The sequence below is a fragment of the Agrobacterium sp. 10T429 genome, assembly GCF_056393925.1.
The window spans coordinates 150,752-168,419 of sequence record NZ_JBFTGV010000015.1; the positions used below are offsets into that span (position 1 = coordinate 150,752).

A 17,668-nucleotide genomic window follows, 5' to 3' on the forward strand; every position below is an offset into this window, starting at 1 on the left:
CAAGGTGGACAGACTATTCTGTATTTTTTCCTATTGCAAGTACATACAGGTCTGTATAGTGAGGGGGAAATCATTTTTCAAAAAGGAGAGTTTTGCGATGAGCGGAAAAGTTGTGGTTGTGACGGGTGCGAGCAGCGGCTTCGGGAACCTTACGGTGCTCGAGTTGGCGAGACGGGGGCATACGGTGGTTGCGACCATGCGAGACGTCGAGGGGCGAAACGCTCGGGTGCGCAAGGATCTCATTGACGCTGCGACAACTGAAGGACATGTGCTGCACGTTCTGGAGATGGATGTTGCCGACGAGGTTTCCGTTAATTCAACGGTCGATAAGGTCGTGAGAGAGCACGGAAAGATCGATGTCCTCGTCAACAATGCCGGATTGATGCCTGTCGGGATCACGGAAGCCTACACGGTTGCTGACATCGAACGGCTGTTTGCGGTCAATTTTTTTGGCGCCGTACGTGCGGACCGGGCCGTTCTTCCTCATATGCGCGCTGCTGGCAGCGGGCTCCTTGTCCACGTCACATCCCTGATGGGCCGGGTGGTGTTCCCCTTTTTCGGAACCTACTCAGCAAGCAAGTTCGCGCTGGAGGCACTTGCCGAGGCCTATCGTTACGAGCTGAAAGGCTTTGGTATTGACTCCGTCATCGTCGAGCCCGGGCCATTTCCGAGCAACCTCATCTCTTCGAGCCCCGAGCCATCGGACCATGCTGTTCTTGCATCCTACGGTGAGATCGCGGCAATCCCGGGCCAAATCAAGGCGCACGCTAACGACGGAGACGATGCCAACCCACCCCGTCCTCTGCGCGTTGCCGTTTCCATCGCAGAGTTGATCGAAGCGACGGAGAGACGCCCGTTGCGGACCGTCGTTATGCCTGAAGGCCTAGACTTCGGTATCCATCAATTGAACGAGGCGGTCCGCCCAATTCAAAATAACATGCTCACCTCGTTCGGCATGTCGGACATGCTCTGACCACGGTGGCCGATGCGGCTCTCGCCGCCCTTCGGAACACCCTTCAATATTTCGCAAACCCCGCGAACGAACAGGAAAAAGGAAAAATCATGAAAATCGGAATTATCGGAGCAGGAATGGTCGGCGCAAATCTGGCACGGATCTTGGCAAAGGCCGGCCATGACGTGAAGCTGGCCAACTCGAAGGGACCGGAAACCCTCAAGGACATCGTTGACGGCACGGCAATTGCTGCTGTCACGCGTGACGAAGCGGTCAAGGATGTGGAGGTAATTATCCTTTCCGTACCATTTGATCGAAATCCGGAACTCGCACCTGTGCTTGCCGCTGTTCTCGCAGGCGTCATCGTCGTCGATACGTCCAACTACTATCCAATGCGGGACGGCATGATTAAAGAGGTACAAGAAGGAAAACTGGAAACCGTCTGGGCCAGCGAGCAGATCGGAAAGCCTCTCGTGAAAGCCTGGAACGCGCTCCTGTCTTTCACTCTCGCCGACTGCGGCGCGAAACGTGGCGCGGCTTCCAGATTGGCCATACCGATCGCTGGAGATGATGCCGCTGCTAAAGCTGTGGTATCGGGTCTCGTTAATGACACTGGCTTCGATGTCGTGGATGCCGGCCCGCTATCGGATTCCTGGCGTTTCCAGCCGGGAAGCCCCGCCTATTGCACGGAACTCGATGCAGCCGGTCTGACGAAAGCACTTTCGTCTGTCGACAAGACCCGCCTTCCTCACAACCTTGAACTCATCACGCAAGGGATTGTCGATGGAAGCGTTGCATTCGAACGCGAAGCCATGGTCGCCAGCATTCGCAAAATCACAAGCTGAACGTAAGCCATAGAACCGAGCGTTCTATAACGGCAAACAACATATATGACCGCAGAGGCGGCAGAGTGTTTCCGCCTCTGCTTAGGCGCCATACGAGAGGTAGGTCGCAAACATGGGGTCGCATGTTAACGGTCGTTTCATGACACCCATTTCGTCGCTGACTACATCCCATTCTCGGCAGGGAGCTGTCGATCAACTTGATGAGGCGGCAATACAATTGTGGGTCGCCTCATGATGTCGCACATGGACGTGGTGCTCAGCCAATCCTCGCGTATGCCGCATCATCGGTAATTGTTTGCGGCGCCGATTGTTAATGCGGGAGTCGCGTGCCACTCCCCCAGAGACTTCATTACTCGGCGAGTTCGCGCATTACCTTGATCAGGTCGGATTTGCCTTCGAAGCCGATGCCCGGCAGTTCCGGCATTGTGATGTGGCCGTCGATAACCTTGACGCCGTCCGGGAAGCCGCCGTAGGGCTGGAAGAGATCCGGATAGCTCTCGTTACCGCCCAGCCCAAGGCCGGCGGCAATATTGAGCGACATCTGGTGGCCGCCGTGAGGGATACAACGCGACGGTGACCAACCGAACTGGCGCAGCACGTCCAGCGTGCGCAGGTACTCAACGAGACCGTAGGACAGGGCGCAGTCAAACTGCAGGAAGTCGCGGTCAGAACGCATGCCGCCGTAGCGCAGCAGGTTACGGGCATCCTGATGGGAGAAGAGGTTCTCTCCGGTCGCCATCGGGGCATCGTAGAATTCCGAGATCGCCGCCTGCAGAGCATAGTCGAGGGGATCGCCGATTTCCTCGTACCAGAACAGAGGGTAATCGCGTAGCATCTTGGCGTAGGCGATCCCGTTCTCCAGATCGAAGCGACCGTTGGCGTCGACGGCCAGACGTGCCTCAGAACCGATCTCTTCCAGCACGGACTCGATACGGCCCCGGTCTTCGTCAATCGAGGCTCCCCCGATCTTCATCTTGACTACATTGTAGCCTCGGTCGAGATAGCTTCGCATCTCCTTGCGCAGCGCGCTATTGTCCTTGCCGGGATAATAGTAGCCGCCTGCGGCGTAAACGAAGACCTTCGGGTTCGCTTCACGGCCCTTCATATCGGCCAACATGCGGAACAGAGGTTTGCCTTCAATCTTCGCGACCGCATCCCAGATCGCCATGTCGAGCGTTCCGACGGCGACCGAGCGCTCTCCATGGCCGCCGGGCTTTTCATTCATCATCATAGTCGACCAGATCTTGTGCGGATCGAGGTTGGTGCCCTCATCGTTGATCAGGCTGTTCGGGTCTGCCTGCAGGATGCGGTCCTTGAACCGCTCGCGGATCAAGCCGCCCTGGCCATAACGGCCGTTCGAGTTGAAACCATAGCCAACGACCCGACGGCCGTCCTTCACAACATCGGTGACAACGGCGACGAGGCTCGCCGTCATCTTCGAGAAGTCGATATAGGCGTTGCGGATGGGCGAAGCGATTGGTTTGGTGACTTCGCAGACGTCGATGATACGCATTTTAACCTCTGTTTTAGTTTAAAATAGATAGCGAATGGTGGCGCTCCGCCGCAACTTCGTAGCGATCAGACGACCGGACTGTTGCCTCCTTGGTAGCCAGCCGCGGCTGCAAATTCCAATGCTCTGACGATTTATATTGATGCCATTTTGGCATTGCCATTTGCAACAAGGCGGCCGAAGACTTTGCTGAGAACTCCAGATTACTCGAGGTTAATGGCTCTGTTCACCTTCACGGGATCGCATATTCCAATGCAAATTCAGCTTCATGGCTCTGTTGCTGGCACATTCAGTGCTACAGCAATGCATATTACCCGAGAGTGTCCGCAACGGCCTTTCCGCACGTTACGGTATCCGCGTCTCCGCCGAGATCGCGCGTCCGAAGCCGCTCGTCTGCCAGAACGGTCTCGATCCCCGCCGTGACCGCGGCGCTGGCTTCGTGCTCTCCCAGATGTTCAAGCATCATCGCTGCCGACCATATCTGTCCGATGGGATTGGCAATGCCTTTGCCCGCGATGTCCGGCGCCGATCCGTGGACGGGCTCGAACAGGGAGGGGAATTTCCGCTCCGGGTTGATGTTTCCCGATGGCGCGATGCCTATCGTGCCCGTGCAAGCCGGTCCCAGATCCGACAGGATGTCGCCGAAGAGGTTCGAAGCGACAACGACATCGAAGCGGTCCGGGTTGAGCACGAAATGGGCGCACAGAATGTCGATATGATACTTGTCCCAGGTGATATCGGGATAGGACTTGGCCATCTCCTCGACCCGCTCGTCCCAATAGGGCATCGAGATCGAGATGCCGTTAGACTTGGTGGCGGATGTCAGCCGCTTGCGGGAGCGGGTCTGGGCGAGATCGAAGGCGAACTTGAGGATCCGATCGACGCCGATGCGCGTCATCACCGTTTCCTGCAAAACAGTTTCCCGCTCGGTTCCCGGGAAGATACGCCCGCCGACCGATGAATATTCACCCTCGGTGTTCTCGCGCACGACGTAGAAGTCGATATCGCCGGGTCCTCTGCCGGCGAGCGGTGAGGTCACGCCCGGCATCAGCCGCACTGGCCGCAGGCTGACATACTGGTCGAACTCGCGCCGGAACTGAATGAGCGAACCCCACAGCGAAATATGATCGGGCACGATCTCCGGCCAGCCGACAGCGCCGAAGAAGATGGCGTCGTGGCTGCCGATCTGCGCCTTCCAGTCTTCTGGCATCATCTGCCCATGCTTCACGTAGTAATCGCAGGAGGCGAAGTCGAAGGTGTCGATTTGCAGATCGAAGCCGAACCTCTTCGACGCCGCTTCAAGAACCCGGAGGCCTTCGGGGACGACTTCCTTGCCGATGCCATCTCCGGCAATGGAGGCGATCTTGTGTATGCGGTTGGTTCTGTTTTCCAAAGTCATGCTCCAATTCGATCAGTCTTCCTCGACGAAGACCTGGTTGCGACGTCTCGCGATATTGGGGAGAAAGGCGACGATCAGCACGATGAGGGCAACCGTCAGAAGCCCTGCGCTGATGGGTCGGGTAAAGAAGACGGAAGCGTCGCCGTGCGAAATCGTCATTGCCCTGCGCAAATGCTCCTCAAGCAGTGGCCCGAGGACGAAGCCCAGCAGCATGGGTGCAGGCTCGAAATCCAGCTTCGACAAGGCGTAACCGAACACGCCGAACGCGGCCATCACATAGAGATCGAACGTGTTGGAGTTTACGCTGTACACGCCGATCGACGCGAAGGCGAGAATCGCAGGAAAAAGCACCGTATAAGGGACAGTGAGGAGCTTCACCCACAGGCCGATCAACGGCAGGTTAAGGATGACGAGCAGCAGGTTGCCGATCCACATCGAGGCGATGAGGCCCCAGAACAGAACGGGTTGCTCGGTCGCGACCTGCGGTCCAGGCACGATACCCTGGATGATCATCGCACCGATCATGAGCGCCATGACGGGATTGGCGGGCACGCCAAGGGTCAGCATTGGAATGAACGAGGTTTGCGCCCCGGCATTGTTGGCGGCCTCTGGCCCGGCGACGCCTTCGATCGCGCCATTGCCGAAGCGTCCTGGGGTCTTGGAAATCTTCTTCTCCAGCGCATAGGAGGCAAACGACGCCAGGATGGCGCCGCCACCCGGGAGGACGCCGAGGGCGGATCCCAACAGCGTGCCGCGGCATGCTGGCCCGATCATAGCCTTCAGATCGGCGCGAGTTGGCCAGAGGCCTGCTACACGGCTGATGACGGCGGTCCGCTCGATTGTCGTCTCCAGGTTTCGCAGGATTTCGGCGATGCCGAACAGGCCGACCGCTACGGCCACGAAATTCAAACCGTCCGCCAGTTCCGGTCGGCCAAGCGTGAAACGCATCGCCCCCGTATTAATGTCCGTTCCGACAAGCCCAAAAACGAGGCCCATTGAGACCATTGCGATCGTCTTCAGCACCGATCCGCGCGCCAGAACGATGGAGGCAGCGAGCCCGAGCACCATCAGACCGAAATACTCCGGCGACCCGAACTTCAGCGCGATCATTGTCAAGGGCGGCGCAAGAGCGGCCACGACGACGGTCGCGATGGTGCCGGCAAAGAAGGAACTGAGAGCCGCAGCTGCAAGCGCCGGCCCTGCCCTGCCCTGCCGGGCCATCTGGTATCCATCTAGAGCTGTCACGGCCGACGAGGATTCGCCCGGCAGATTGATCAGGATCGCGGTCGTCGAGCCGCCATACTGCGCGCCGTAATATATGCCAGCAAGCATGATCAGGGATGTCTCGGGCGAAAGAGACAAGGTGATCGGCAGCAGCATGGCAATCGTCGCCGTCGGGCCGATGCCCGGGAGAACACCGACCAGCGTTCCGAGCAGTGTGCCAACGAAACAGAAGAGAATATTGTAGGGCGTCAGAGCCGCGCTTAGGCCCATCCCTAGATTTCCGATAAGGTCCATCATAGCTTAAGCTCCCAACCAAGGGCCGATAAGACGGACGGGAAGCCCGAGGCCATAATAGAACACAGCCAGACAGAAGACGGTGATGCCGAGCGTTATGGCGAGAACGACGAGCGGTCTCTGCCCGGTCGCCGCGGTTGCCGCAGACAATGAAGTGAGCGCCACTGCCGGCACAAACCCCATTCCTCTAACAGTCAGGCCGAACAGGATAGGCGCAACGATAATGGCGATGAGAGCCCGCAAGGGTGCGATCTGCGGGTGAAAGGCTTCAGTGTCCCTCAGAGCCTTGATTCCGATAACGACGCCGATCACGGTAATGACGATCGACAGGATCAGAGGGAAATAGCCGGGGCCCATTCTGAGCGCGGATCCGACATCCATTGTAAATATGGATGAAATGCCGAACCCGATCCCGACAGCCAGCAGCGTGCCGGAGGCGACAATATTCTTGATATCCATAGAAGCCCTCCGTTCGACTGCGGGCTTTACTCCGCAGCCGAACCATCATCGTTAATCTGCGAACTGTCCGGCAGCTTTGATGATGGGATCCCATCGCTTGATTTCGCTATCGAGCTTGGTACGGAGCGCGGCCTGGGTCGCCTGCTCTTTGGTTGCAGGCATAGTGGCGATCTGCGCGAAGCGTTCTTTCAAGGTAGCGTCTTCCATTGCGGCCTGGAGTGCCGTCGTCAGCTTGTCCAGAACGTCTTTCGGAGTGCCTTTGGGCGCGTATACGCCATGCCAAACGCCAACTTTGAACTCGGGCAATCCAGCTTCAGTGGTTGTTGGGACATCGGGCAGCGTTTCAGCCCGTGCCTCACTTGTAATTGCATAGGCTTTCACTTGCTTCTGCGTGATCGGCCCGACGGTATTCGTCGCCTGGTCGCAGGTCATATCGATCTGACCGCCCAGCAGGTCGGTCATGATCGGGCCATTTCCCTTGTAGGGAACGGTCGTCATTTGCGTACCGATGGTTGACATGAACAACGTGCCGCACAGGTGGGACGCGGCTCCAATTCCGGCATGGGCATAGGTTACCTTGTTACCGTTCTGCTTGATGTAGGCGACGAGTTCCTGAAACGTCGAAGCCGGGAACTCGTTGCGCGCGATCACCGTCATCGCAGCGTCGCTGACGAGGCCAATCGGCTCAAAGGCTTCCGTGGGTTTATAGGGCAACTGCCGATAAAGTGCGGGAGCCGTGGCCATCCCGATGTGGTGGACGAGGATCGTATAACCGTCTGGATCCGCGTCTGCCACACGCCGGGCGCCAATCGTTCCACCCGCGCCCGCAACGTTCTCGACGACGATCTGCTTGCCGAGCGACTTTGACATCGCGTCTGCGGTAAGCCGGGCGATGGTATCGGTCGGTCCGCCCGCTGCGTATGGGACCACCATGAATATATTGCGTTCGGGGTAGTCTGCAGCAAAAACCGGGGTGACGGATAGTGTAAATACAGCTATGATCGAAAGTAACTTCATTGTCTTCCTCCCATTTGCCGTCGTCTCCAACAACGGCTCTCCTCAAGGCGACATTCGCGAACAAGCGATTGACGGTCCAATGCCGTTTCGGCTTCAAATGATGCCGTAAGTGATGAGGATGAGATGGATACCGCCTGGCTTTTAGATCTGCGAGCACTCGCCGACACCCTCAATTTTTCGAGGGCTGCGGAGATGCGCAACATTACCCAGCCCGCTTTCGGTCGACGGATAAAGGCCTTTGAGGACTGGAGCGGGTCCGTTCTGGTGGACCGATCGACGCACCGCATGAGGATTACGCCTGCCGGTGAAATCATGCTGGATGCCGCAAATGATATTCTTCAAAGGATAGAGAGGGCAGTCCAGGACTTGAGCCAGGAACGGTCAGCCACTGCGACCCTCACCTTTGCGGCCACGCACGCCTTGTCGTTCACCTTTTTTCCAGGTTGGGTTCAGAGTCTGGGGTCTTCGGTGGCGACTGTCCCGATCCGGCTCCTTTCGGATAATATGAACGAGTGTGAAAGGATGATGGCGGAAGGCCGAGCGCAGTTTCTGCTCTGCCATTTCCACCCAAACAGCGAAATCCGCTTGCATGAATCGGATTTCAGGCACGTGGAACTCGCCACGGACGTTCTTCTTCCAGTCGCGAGCAAAGGTGAGGATGGCTTGCCGATCCATAGATTACCCGGCACGTCTGAGGCTCCCGTTCCTCACGTGTCATTCGACGAGAAGTCAGGCATGGGTCGGATACTTGCCGCCAACCTGCCACACACCGAATTGCATCTCGTTCGCGTGTTCACATCTCATTTGGCCATGGTCTTGAAAGCGCTGGCACTCGAAGGAAAAGGCGTCGCCTGGATACCACGCAGCCTTGCCAATTCCGAATTGGAGCCACAAGGAAAGCTGGCGATCGCGGGTGACGAGAAGTGGGTGGTCCCGGTCAAGATCGTGCTGATCCGACCCATGAACCGGATGACTGAATTGGCCGAGAAATTCTGGACAACGGTCGAAAGCGCGTCGAAACGAAAGCCAGTTTGATGAAGGACGCTGCGCTCGAGGTTGGGACGATCCGCAAGTCTTTGGGCGAGTACGACGATCTGGAGACTCGAAGCACTTTCGAAAATTCCGAAGTGGTCAAATTACACATCGTTAATTTTACGCTTTACCGAGATTCAGTTAGGAGAGGAACGATTAGATCTGAGCTCTCTGTATCCCAAACAGCGAGCGCCGCAATACGCGGCTTCGCGCCGCAGGATCAAGTGCCTCGTCCCTTCCTGTGTTTTGAACTTTGAAAAATCCAGCACTTATTTAAGGAGAAATTGACATGAAGCCTGTCCCCCTACTCATTGGCACATTAATGTTAGGAGTATCGATGCTGACGACCACCCTTGCCCAAGCTGATGATAAAACGTCGCTTCCCGGCTACGCAGAGGGTGCGCAGATCGTTCGCGTCGAGAAAACACAAGGCCAGATCGACCAAATCAGTGGTGTCGTTTTTACGCAAATCAAGCAGGTTCGAACCGTTACCCAGCTAGAGATGTCGCTGCTCGTGCCGCGGAACAACGATCTGAAGCCGGCGATCGTTTATTTTCCGGGCGGCGGTTTTATCTCGGCGGATCATGAGAAATTCATCGAACTGCGCATGGCGCTTGCCCAGGCGGGGTTCGTGGTCGCAGCCGCGCAATACCGCACGGTTCCCAACAAATATCCGGCACTTGTCGAGGATGGCAAGACGGCTATCCGCTATCTGCGCGAACACGCCAGCGAGTACGGTATCGATCCTGCCCGCATCGGCGTGCTCGGGGATTCCGCTGGTGGATATGTATCGCAGATGATGGGCATGACGAATGGCGAGAAGGCCTTCGACAAGGGGCCGTTTCTCGATAAATCCTCCGACGTTCAGGCAGCTGTGACAATGTACGGCATCTCCAATCTGCTTGAAATCGGCGACGGGTTTCCGCAAGCGATCGCCAAGGTGCATACGTCTCCTGCTGTGACTGAAGCGCTGCTAGTGAACGGCACGGCTTTTGCGGATTTTCCCGGCGCATCGATMGGTAGCAATCCCGAAAAGGCGTTGCAAGCAAGCCCCATGGGTCATGTTGCCGGCAACAAGCCACCGTTCCTCATCATGCATGGAAGCGCCGATACACTCGTGTCGCCTCGTCAAAGCGTGCAGCTCTACGAAACATTGAAGAGCAAGGGCGACAAGGTCGAATATGTTCTCGTCGAAGGCGCCGGTCATGGCGATCTGACCTGGTATCAGCCGCCGATCATCGATCGGGTGGTCGAGTGGTTCACGGCAACTTTGGGTGGTCCTATCAAGAGCAGTAAAAGCGAACCGGCTTCCAACGCTGGCAATCTTTAGAGGCCTCACCACACCGGCCTTAAGTTTGCGGTCGCGCATGGACAGCCTTTGATCAGCCGTTGATCCAGCATTTACGGCGCGTGCGCGACGCGAGCAATCATCTGACATTTTAAGCCGACATAGAGCACCCGGCGTCATGTCGACCACGTGACGCAGCGCTTGAAGCGTCATGTCAGGTTCTCAATGGCCGCTTCGGCCAACGCGAATAGAAAGTTGCTCCAAACTGCCAGTTGCTACTTTGGTTGTAGCCAGCCGTCTCGCAGGACGTCGCGAAGCACGTGTCGTGTATCCGCCTTCGCGACCATAGACCCGCTTGCCCAGGCAATTGCCAATGCGCCCAGAAAGACATCCCTGCCGGTGACTGTTCTTCGTGCTGATCCCGCTTGCTGTGCAGCACTCAGTATTCGTTCCGTCGTCGCAATGACCGTGTCGCAAGTCGGGGTAAGGGGCGAGTCCTTACTGCAGGCAGCCCGGAGTGGCTCGGCCAAGCCTTCATAAGCCATCATCCAGTCTCCCAATGCATCAATCCAGCGCTCCAATACGCGCGCTGGGTTCGACTCCTGTTCTTCGATCTCGATGCGACGAATGTCCAGTGCCTCATAGTGATCGACGAGCAGCGCGGCCAGTAGAGCGTCCTTGTTGGGAAAGTGGCGATAAAGCGTGCCCGGTCCCACCCCTGCCAGCTTCGCCACAGCATCCATGGAAACATCAACACCATCGCTTCTGAAGGCTTGTCGCGCCACATCGAGAATATGCGCTCTGTTCTGTTGGACGTCTCTCCCGCGCCGCGGCGGTTTTGGCAAATCTTGCATTCTGACTTTCGACCCTTGAACATCGGAGAGTCTCTCCGTATATGCAGATCATATCGGAGACACTCTCCACATATATGTTCTGTCGGGCCCCTTTAACAGATGGTTCCCGTCAGGGAAAAGAGAATATGATGAGCAAACAGATGATAATTGGCATGCATCTGGGCAATGGATACGGGAACCTGCCGGGAGCCTGGCGTGCCTCGACGGTCGATCCCAGGAGTTACACCAGTTTCGATGCGAAGGTACGGCACGCCCAGGCGGCCGAACGCGGAAAGCTTCAGTTCCTCTTCCTGCCGGATGGTCCGACACATGTCGGCGACATCGAGAACGAGCCACCCAATTTCAATCTCGACGTCATGGTCACCCTGGCGGCTGTCGCGTGCGCGACCGACCGGATTGGCCTTGTCGCGACTGGCTCGACCACGTTTAATGAACCCTTCAACCTCGCGCGCCAGTTCAAGGCGCTGGACGTCTTGAGCCATGGACGGACGGGCTGGAACGCCGTCACGTCAAGTGGAGAAGACGTCGCAGCGAACTATGGCAGTCGCCTGCCGTCCAGCAAAGACCGGTACGGAAGGGCGCATGAGACAGTGCAGCTCGTCCAGGCACTCTGGGGCAGCTGGGGTCAGGATGCCTGGTTACACGATCAGGCAATCGGACGTTTCGCAAACGCCGAACAGATTGCTCCCATCAACATGGGCGGCTCGTTCGTCGCCTCGCGTGGGCCCTTGTACATCCCCCCGTCCGAACAGGGACAACCGGTCATCTTCCACGCTGGCGACAGTCCAAACGCCCTTGAACTCGCCGGTCGTTATGCCAACGGCGTCATTGGTGCCACATTCACAATCGAAGACGCACGTCGGCAGCGCACAGCGTTTCGTGACGCGGCTGAACGTGCTGGGCGCAGCCCGGACGAGATCAAATTTTTTGCCGGCCTTATGACGACGATCGCCAGCGATCGACGGGAAGGGCTCGATCGCCGGATCGCGTTAAGCGAGAGGACTTTTCCTCAACGCGCGGCATATCTCGGTCAGATGCTTGGCCTGCGCCTCGATCCTTCCCGGCTCGACGTGCCGTTATTGCCGGGCCGACTGGCCAAAGCTCGCCCATCGCCGGGTGATCCGCGCTCAGAGCACGCGCTTAGAATCGCACGCGAAGGCTGGACACTTCGCGACGTGCTTGCCCACGGCGTGATCGATTATCACCCTGTTATTGTCGGCCCCGCAGTTGAGGCTGCCGACCACATGCAGGAATGGTTCGAGGCAGACGCCGTCGATGGCTTCTGGGTGTCGCCGGACATCTACGAGGACGGAATCGACGCTTTCGTTGACGGCGTCGTGCCGATCCTCCAGGAGCGCGGGCTGTTTCACCGGGACTATGAAGGTGCCACGCTTCGCGATCATCTCGGTGCTCCCGCCCAGTACGGGATTGATCCACGCGTAATTCAATGACCTCAATCCACCATCAATCAGCAAACAATAACTGGAAGGAAATGACATGAAAATCGGTATCATCGGCGCAGGAAATATCGGCGGCACCATCGCACGAAAGCTGGCGGCCGCCGGACATTCGGTGAAGCTGGCGGGCGCGAAGGGACCTGACGACATCCGCGACAAGGCGACGGAGATCGGCGCTGTCCCGGTCGCCGCCCCGGATGCGGTCAAGGATGTCAAGGCGATCATCCTCTCGATCCCGTTCGCGGAGATCCCCAAGGTAGCCGGCATCTTCGCGGACGTGCCGTCGAACGTGGTCGTGATCGACACCGGCAACTATTATCCCTTCCGCGACGGGAACATCGCGGAGGTCGATGGCGGCAAGCCGGAAAGCGTTTGGTCGAGCGAGCAACTGGGCCGACCTGTGGTCAAGGCGTTCAATGCGCTTCTCGCCGAAACGCTGGCGAATGGCGGCACTGCGGCGGGCACGACAGGCCGGATTGCGATCCCCGTCGCGGGCGACGACGCGCAGGCAAAGGCGATCGCGCGGCAACTGGTCGACGAGGCCGGTTTCGACACGCTGGATGCCGGCGGTCTGGCTCACTCCTGGCGTCAGCAGCCGGGCACGCCGGCCTACTGCACCGAACTGACGTTGCCCGAACTCAGAGACGCACTTTCCAAAGCCGACAAGGCGCGTGCACCGAAGGACCGTGACGCGCTCATCAAGAGCTTCATGGCGGAGACCTCACCCCTCAGCCACCAGCAGATCGTCACCCGCAATCGCGAAGTCACTGCTCCAAAGTAATCGTCAACGCGGATCGGGGTGCAGCGAGCACTGCTGCCTCCCGATTGTGTTCAAAAGGAAGGAAGAGATATGAAAATCGGAATTCTAGGCTCCGGCCACATCGGCAGAACTCTTGCTCGAAAGCTGGCCGCAGCCGGCCATGAGGTAAAAGTCGCCAACTCGCGCGGACCCGACACGGTCGATGCAGATGCTCTCTCCACAGGCGCCCAGGCGGTCACCAGGGAGGAGGCCATCATCGGCATCGAGGTTTTGATCCTCTCTATCCCCTTCATCGGCATCCCCGCGATCGCGCCGCTGGTCGCCGACCTTCCCGCCGAAACGGTTGTCATCGACACGTCGAACTATATCCCCGCGCGCGACGACAGGATCGCTGAGATCGAGAACGGGATGGCCGACAGCGTATGGGTGACGGCGCAACTCGGCCGTCCGATCGCCAAGGCGTGGAACTCAATCTATTCGGTCACGCTGGCGGAAAAGGGCAGACCCGCCGGCGACCCCGACCGGATCGCGGCCCCGGTCGCGGCCGATCGCCCCCGCGACCGCGACGTGACGATGGCGCTGGTCGAGGACACCGGCTTCGACGGCTATGATGCCGGGCCGATCGCGGAATCGTGGCGGCAGCAAACCGGCTCGCCATCCTATTGCACCGAGGTCACGCTCGCCGAACTGCCGGACGCGCTGGCATCGGCGGATCTCGCCCGATCGCGCAGGCGGTCGGACCTGGCCTCCAAGGTTTACCTCGAGCGCTTCGAAGCCGGTCACAACCCCGGCCGGGACTTCATCGTCCAGCTCTCGCGGCTGCTGTACGCGGTTTGAATGGGCCCGGGAACGCGGCAGGACCACGGGGTGAACGCCAGTGCGGCGATGCCGCACCCTCATAGGTGATCGAAAAGGAACGAGACGAATGAACAAAATTCTGGAAGGCAAGGTCGCCCTCATCACGGGTGCAGGATCCGGTATTGCTGCTGCGGCAGCAAGGCTGTTTCACAGGGAGGGCGCCTGCGTAGTGCTTGCGGATGTCAGTGGGAAAGAGGTGGAACTTGCCGCCGGACTTGGCGAGCGCGCGGTGGCTTGCCGGGCCGACGTCAGCAAGAGTAGCGATGTCCAGGCGATGATCGACATGGCCATCACCGAGTTCGGGCAACTGGACATTCTGTGCAACGTCGCAGGTATTACAGGCCCACAGGGTTCGCTGGAAGATGCGCGCGAGGACGACTTTGACAAAGTCATTGCGGTCAACATCCGCGGCTTGCTGCTTTCCATGAAATACGCACTTCCCCATCTCGTTGCGGGGAATGGCGGTGTCATCGTCAACATCTCGTCAGCCACGGCGCTCGTTGGAATGCCGGGCCTTGCCGTCTATTCAGCGACGAAGGGCGCTATTATCGCCACAACACGCGTCATTGCCGCCGAATATGCGAGCAAGGGCGTTCGCGCCAATGTAATCTGCCCAGGTGGGATTGAAACTCCGATCTATCTGGAGCATCTGGCCAAGGATCCGGCGTCGGTGAACAAGACCGTAAGCCTCATCCCGGCGGGACGTGTCGGGAAGCCCGAGGAAATCGCACAGGCCATGCTGTTCCTCGCGTCAGACGCATCCTCCTACATGACCGGTGCAGTCGTTCCCGTTGATGGCGGCCAGACGGCCGTCTGAACACCGGGTCAATCTGACGCCTGCCCATACATCTCGTGTTTACCGAGTCGCCCCGCCGAGACCGCTCGCTGCCAGTGCGAGCGTTCTCGGATGCTGGAACATGCAGAATTACGAATCACCACTCTCGAAGGAAAGGAAAGATTTATGAAAATCGGCATCATCGGAACTGGATTGATCGGAGCCAATCTCGCAAAGAAATGGGTGGCCGCAGGTCACTCTATCCGGATCTCCAACGACTTCGATCCCAGTGCTCTTGACAATCTGGCCCGCGAGACCGGCGCGCAGGCCGTGCCAGTAGCGGACGCCGTCAAGGACGTCGAGGTGATCGTCACCACGATCCCGCTCCATGCCATACCATCGCTGCCCGACGGCCTGTTCGACGCCGTTCCCGACGATGTCATTCTCGTCGATACCTCGAATTATTTCCCGGGGCGTGACCAAACGATCCCCGCCATCGAGGAAGGCATGGTGGAAAGCCAGTGGGTTGAGCAGCAGATCGGGCGTCCGATCATCAAGGCGTTTAACAATCAGCTGGCCTACACCCAGGCGCACGAGGGAAAGCCGGCGGGCACACCCGGCCGGATCGCCATGTCGGTTTACGGCGACGATAAGACAGCTAAAACGAAGGTCGTCGGCTTGATCAACGATCTGGGCTTCGACGGGATTGACGCTGGTCCGTTGGCGCAATCCTGGCGGCAGCAGCCAGGCACGCCTGCTTACTGCACCGAACTGACGGCACCAGAATTGGAGGCGGCGCTAGGCAGGGCTGTCAAGAGCAGATCACCCAAACTGCGGGATCTCTCGCTTAAGCATCTTGAGGCCTTTGGCGATGGGTTTCTAGCATCCCTTGGAAAGGGCGAATATACTCTCGGGTATACAAGCAAAGACGTCGTTGAGATGTATCGCAGGCTCGAGTCGCAAGACATCTGAAATAGGATTTGGAAGTGGCGCCGTTTCTATGCCTTAGCAGAGTCGGCGACTTTACGGTCGAAGTATCGCGACGGCGTCGTTCCCAGGGCCTTCCGGAACATTGTGATAAAAGAGGTCGCAGACTCGTAGCCAAGCGCATCGGAGACTTGCTGTACGGGCACTCCGTCTGACAGCTTGGACAGCGCGACAAGCAAATGAAGCTGCTGCCGCCATCGGCCGAACGTCATCCCCGTTTCCCGGAAGACCAAGCGGGCCAGGGTTCGCTCGCTGGTCGCGGTGCGGCCGGACCATTCGGCAAGCGTGGTGCGGTCGCCCGGATGCGCCATCAGCGCCTCCTGGATCACCACCATCCTCGGATGGGACGAAACCGGGAGCTTCAGTCCGCCTGTCGGCATTCCCTCCAGTTCCTTCAATAGGACCTTCATCAGAAGAAGTTCGTGCTCGTCGGCGTCACTGCCTACGGTCGTGCCAACCAAGCGCAGCACTATCTCCCTCACCAATGGGGTGATCTCGAGGGTGCAACAACGATCGGGCAGGCAGGCGGCATCCTGCTTGACGAACAGGATGCATATGCGCGAGTGCGGCGATGCCGGGCTGCGGTGCCGAAGGCCGGCCGGAACCCACACGGCGCACCCGGTCGGTACGATCCATATCGAGCCGGGAACATGGCACATTACTGCACCGCTCAGCGCGATGATGAGTTGCCCACTCGCGTGCTCGTGCAGCGGCAGCTCAACCCAGTCCTCGTCGTACCCGACAAGTAACGCCATCGCAGGTGTCGCGAATGCGACGTCCCACGCGGCTGCCGTCGGCACCCGAACGGGTGCGATTGGCAGATTTTCGATATCGATTGTCATTTCGAAGCGTATCACGCCATTAGTGGACGCGATACCAACAATCATGCCGGCGTACTTAGACTTTTCCCGCCGCCGGATGGAGAAAACGAGATCATGCGTATCATTGCGTTAGAGGAGCATGTCATGCTCCCTGAAATGAGCCAAAGAATTCCAGTTTCGGTTGCCGTAGAAGCCGGCTGGGTGCCAACGAGCGGTCATTGGGGTCCGGGACCTCTCAACGAGGCGCTAAGCGATATACAGCAGGGGCGCATCGATGCGATGAACCAGGCTGAACTCACCCTGCAAGTGCTGTCGGTCATAGGTCCGGGCGCCGAATTGCTGGCTGGAGAAGAAGGCATCGGCTTTGCGCGTGATTATAATGATCGACTTGCTGTTGCTGTCGAAAGGCATCCCGATCGTTTCGCGGCATTCGCCCACTTGCCCATGAAAGAGCCTGCGGCGGCGGCAGACGAACTGGAGCGCTGTGTGAAAAGGCTCGGTTTTCGCGGGGCCTCCATCAATGGCACCACGGATGGACTGTTCCTGGACGACCCGCGGTTCGCTCCTATTCTGGCGCGTGCCGAGGCGCTCGGGTCTCCGCTTTATCTTCATCCCGGACCGCCGCCACGTGCGGTGCGGGATGCTTATTATAGCGGACTTCCGGGCGAGATTTCATCGTATCTGCTGTCCAACGCCGGCTTCGGCTGGCATTCTGAAACGGCGATTCACATTCTTCGCCTCGTTCTGTCCGGCACGCTAGATCGGAACCCGGGCCTGAAGCTCATCATCGGTCACTTGGGTGAGTTGCTCCCAATGCTGCTCAAACGCGTTGATGAGACCTTCGGGACGGGAACGGAAGCGGGACGGCAGCGCACCGTATCGCAAACTATTCTGGATCAAGTTTGGATCACGACCAGTGGCTTCTTCGACACGTCCGCATTTCTCGCCGCTCTGACTGCCTTCGGTGCGGATCGCATCCTGTTCTCGGTGGACTATCCTTACGCCACGAATAGCGCCGGCGTAGCGTTTCTCAAAAGCCTGCCTGTTTCCCCCGCGGATAGGGCGCGCATCGCGAACGGCAACGCCGACGCGCTCCTTGGTCTATCAGCAGCTTGATAAACTTCACCCGGTCCCAT

At 58.5% G+C, this 17,668-nt stretch carries 17 protein-coding genes; 10 read left to right on the forward strand and 7 right to left on the reverse strand.

The genetic code is table 11. The features are described 5' to 3' along the window. Positions 1-97: 97 nt before the first annotated feature. Together AC1DCP_RS25385 and AC1DCP_RS25390 are read left to right on the forward strand one after the other, a co-directional pair. Positions 98-973 carry an SDR family oxidoreductase gene (locus tag AC1DCP_RS25385; protein ID WP_476774785.1) on the forward strand — a complete coding sequence of 292 codons (876 nt, stop codon included), beginning with the start codon at positions 98-100 and terminating at the stop codon, positions 971-973. A gap of 89 nt (positions 974-1,062) precedes the next feature. Next, a complete protein-coding gene (locus AC1DCP_RS25390; RefSeq protein WP_476774786.1) occupies positions 1,063-1,797 on the forward strand; it encodes an NADPH-dependent F420 reductase in 735 nt (244 codons plus the stop codon). Between the two features lie 349 nt (positions 1,798-2,146). On the opposite strand, the gene AC1DCP_RS25395 is transcribed toward AC1DCP_RS25390, so the two are convergent. The 5 genes from AC1DCP_RS25395 to AC1DCP_RS25415 form a co-directional block, all read right to left on the reverse strand. Further along, positions 2,147-3,310 (reverse strand): mandelate racemase/muconate lactonizing enzyme family protein, encoded by a 1,164-nt coding sequence (locus AC1DCP_RS25395; protein ID WP_320201840.1) that lies wholly within the window; start codon positions 3,308-3,310, stop codon positions 2,147-2,149. Positions 3,311-3,617: 307 nt separating this feature from the next. Next, positions 3,618-4,706, reverse strand: coding sequence for a tartrate dehydrogenase (locus tag AC1DCP_RS25400; RefSeq protein ID WP_476774787.1), 1,089 nt, complete (start codon positions 4,704-4,706; stop codon positions 3,618-3,620). A gap of 12 nt (positions 4,707-4,718) precedes the next feature. Then, complete coding sequence (locus AC1DCP_RS25405; protein ID WP_476774810.1) at positions 4,719-6,224, reverse strand: tripartite tricarboxylate transporter permease; 1,506 nt, start codon at positions 6,222-6,224, stop codon at positions 4,719-4,721. 6 nt (positions 6,225-6,230) lie between these two features. Then, positions 6,231-6,683 (reverse strand): tripartite tricarboxylate transporter TctB family protein, encoded by a 453-nt coding sequence (locus AC1DCP_RS25410; protein ID WP_476774788.1) that lies wholly within the window; start codon positions 6,681-6,683, stop codon positions 6,231-6,233. Between the two features lie 51 nt (positions 6,684-6,734). After that, positions 6,735-7,700, reverse strand: a complete 966-nt coding sequence (locus AC1DCP_RS25415) for a tripartite tricarboxylate transporter substrate-binding protein (protein WP_476774789.1) — start codon at positions 7,698-7,700, stop codon at positions 6,735-6,737. A gap of 123 nt (positions 7,701-7,823) precedes the next feature. Here AC1DCP_RS25415 and AC1DCP_RS25420 point away from each other — a divergent pair, with 123 nt between their 5' ends. Beyond that, positions 7,824-8,735, forward strand: coding sequence for a LysR substrate-binding domain-containing protein (locus AC1DCP_RS25420; RefSeq protein WP_476774790.1), 912 nt, complete (start codon positions 7,824-7,826; stop codon positions 8,733-8,735). Positions 8,736-9,069: 334 nt separating this feature from the next. Then, the gene (locus AC1DCP_RS25425) at positions 9,070-10,062 is read left to right on the forward strand and encodes an alpha/beta hydrolase fold domain-containing protein (RefSeq protein WP_476774791.1); all 993 of its coding nucleotides are present in this window, start codon (positions 9,070-9,072) and stop codon (positions 10,060-10,062) included. Between the two features lie 233 nt (positions 10,063-10,295). Here AC1DCP_RS25425 and AC1DCP_RS25430 read toward each other — a convergent pair whose 3' ends face one another. Next, a complete protein-coding gene (locus tag AC1DCP_RS25430; RefSeq protein ID WP_476774792.1) occupies positions 10,296-10,874 on the reverse strand; it encodes a TetR/AcrR family transcriptional regulator in 579 nt (192 codons plus the stop codon). 125 nt (positions 10,875-10,999) lie between these two features. Between AC1DCP_RS25430 and AC1DCP_RS25435 the strand changes: the two genes are divergently transcribed. The 5 genes from AC1DCP_RS25435 (at position 11,000) to AC1DCP_RS25455 (ending at position 15,696) form a co-directional block, all read left to right on the forward strand. Beyond that, positions 11,000-12,325, forward strand: a complete 1,326-nt coding sequence (locus tag AC1DCP_RS25435) for an NtaA/DmoA family FMN-dependent monooxygenase (RefSeq protein WP_476774793.1) — start codon at positions 11,000-11,002, stop codon at positions 12,323-12,325. A 46-nt stretch (positions 12,326-12,371) separates the two neighbouring features. Next, positions 12,372-13,112, forward strand: coding sequence for an NADPH-dependent F420 reductase (locus AC1DCP_RS25440; protein WP_476774794.1), 741 nt, complete (start codon positions 12,372-12,374; stop codon positions 13,110-13,112). A gap of 33 nt (positions 13,113-13,145) precedes the next feature. After that, a complete protein-coding gene (locus tag AC1DCP_RS25445) occupies positions 13,146-13,928 on the forward strand; it encodes an NADPH-dependent F420 reductase (protein WP_476774811.1) in 783 nt (260 codons plus the stop codon). An 88-nt stretch (positions 13,929-14,016) separates the two neighbouring features. Continuing rightward, on the forward strand, positions 14,017-14,766 hold the full coding sequence (locus AC1DCP_RS25450; protein WP_476774795.1) for an SDR family NAD(P)-dependent oxidoreductase: 750 nt from the start codon (positions 14,017-14,019) through the stop codon (positions 14,764-14,766). A gap of 90 nt (positions 14,767-14,856) precedes the next feature. Then, positions 14,857-15,696, forward strand: a complete 840-nt coding sequence (locus AC1DCP_RS25455) for an NADPH-dependent F420 reductase (RefSeq protein WP_476774796.1) — start codon at positions 14,857-14,859, stop codon at positions 15,694-15,696. Between the two features lie 26 nt (positions 15,697-15,722). Here AC1DCP_RS25455 and AC1DCP_RS25460 read toward each other — a convergent pair whose 3' ends face one another. Next, positions 15,723-16,598, reverse strand: coding sequence for an AraC family transcriptional regulator (locus tag AC1DCP_RS25460; protein ID WP_476774797.1), 876 nt, complete (start codon positions 16,596-16,598; stop codon positions 15,723-15,725). On the opposite strand from AC1DCP_RS25460, the gene AC1DCP_RS25465 reads away from it, so the two are divergent. Continuing rightward, the gene (locus AC1DCP_RS25465) at positions 16,572-17,648 is read left to right on the forward strand and encodes an amidohydrolase family protein (protein WP_476774812.1); all 1,077 of its coding nucleotides are present in this window, start codon (positions 16,572-16,574) and stop codon (positions 17,646-17,648) included. The genes AC1DCP_RS25460 and AC1DCP_RS25465 overlap by 27 nt on opposite strands. The last annotated feature ends 20 nt before the right edge of the window (positions 17,649-17,668 follow it).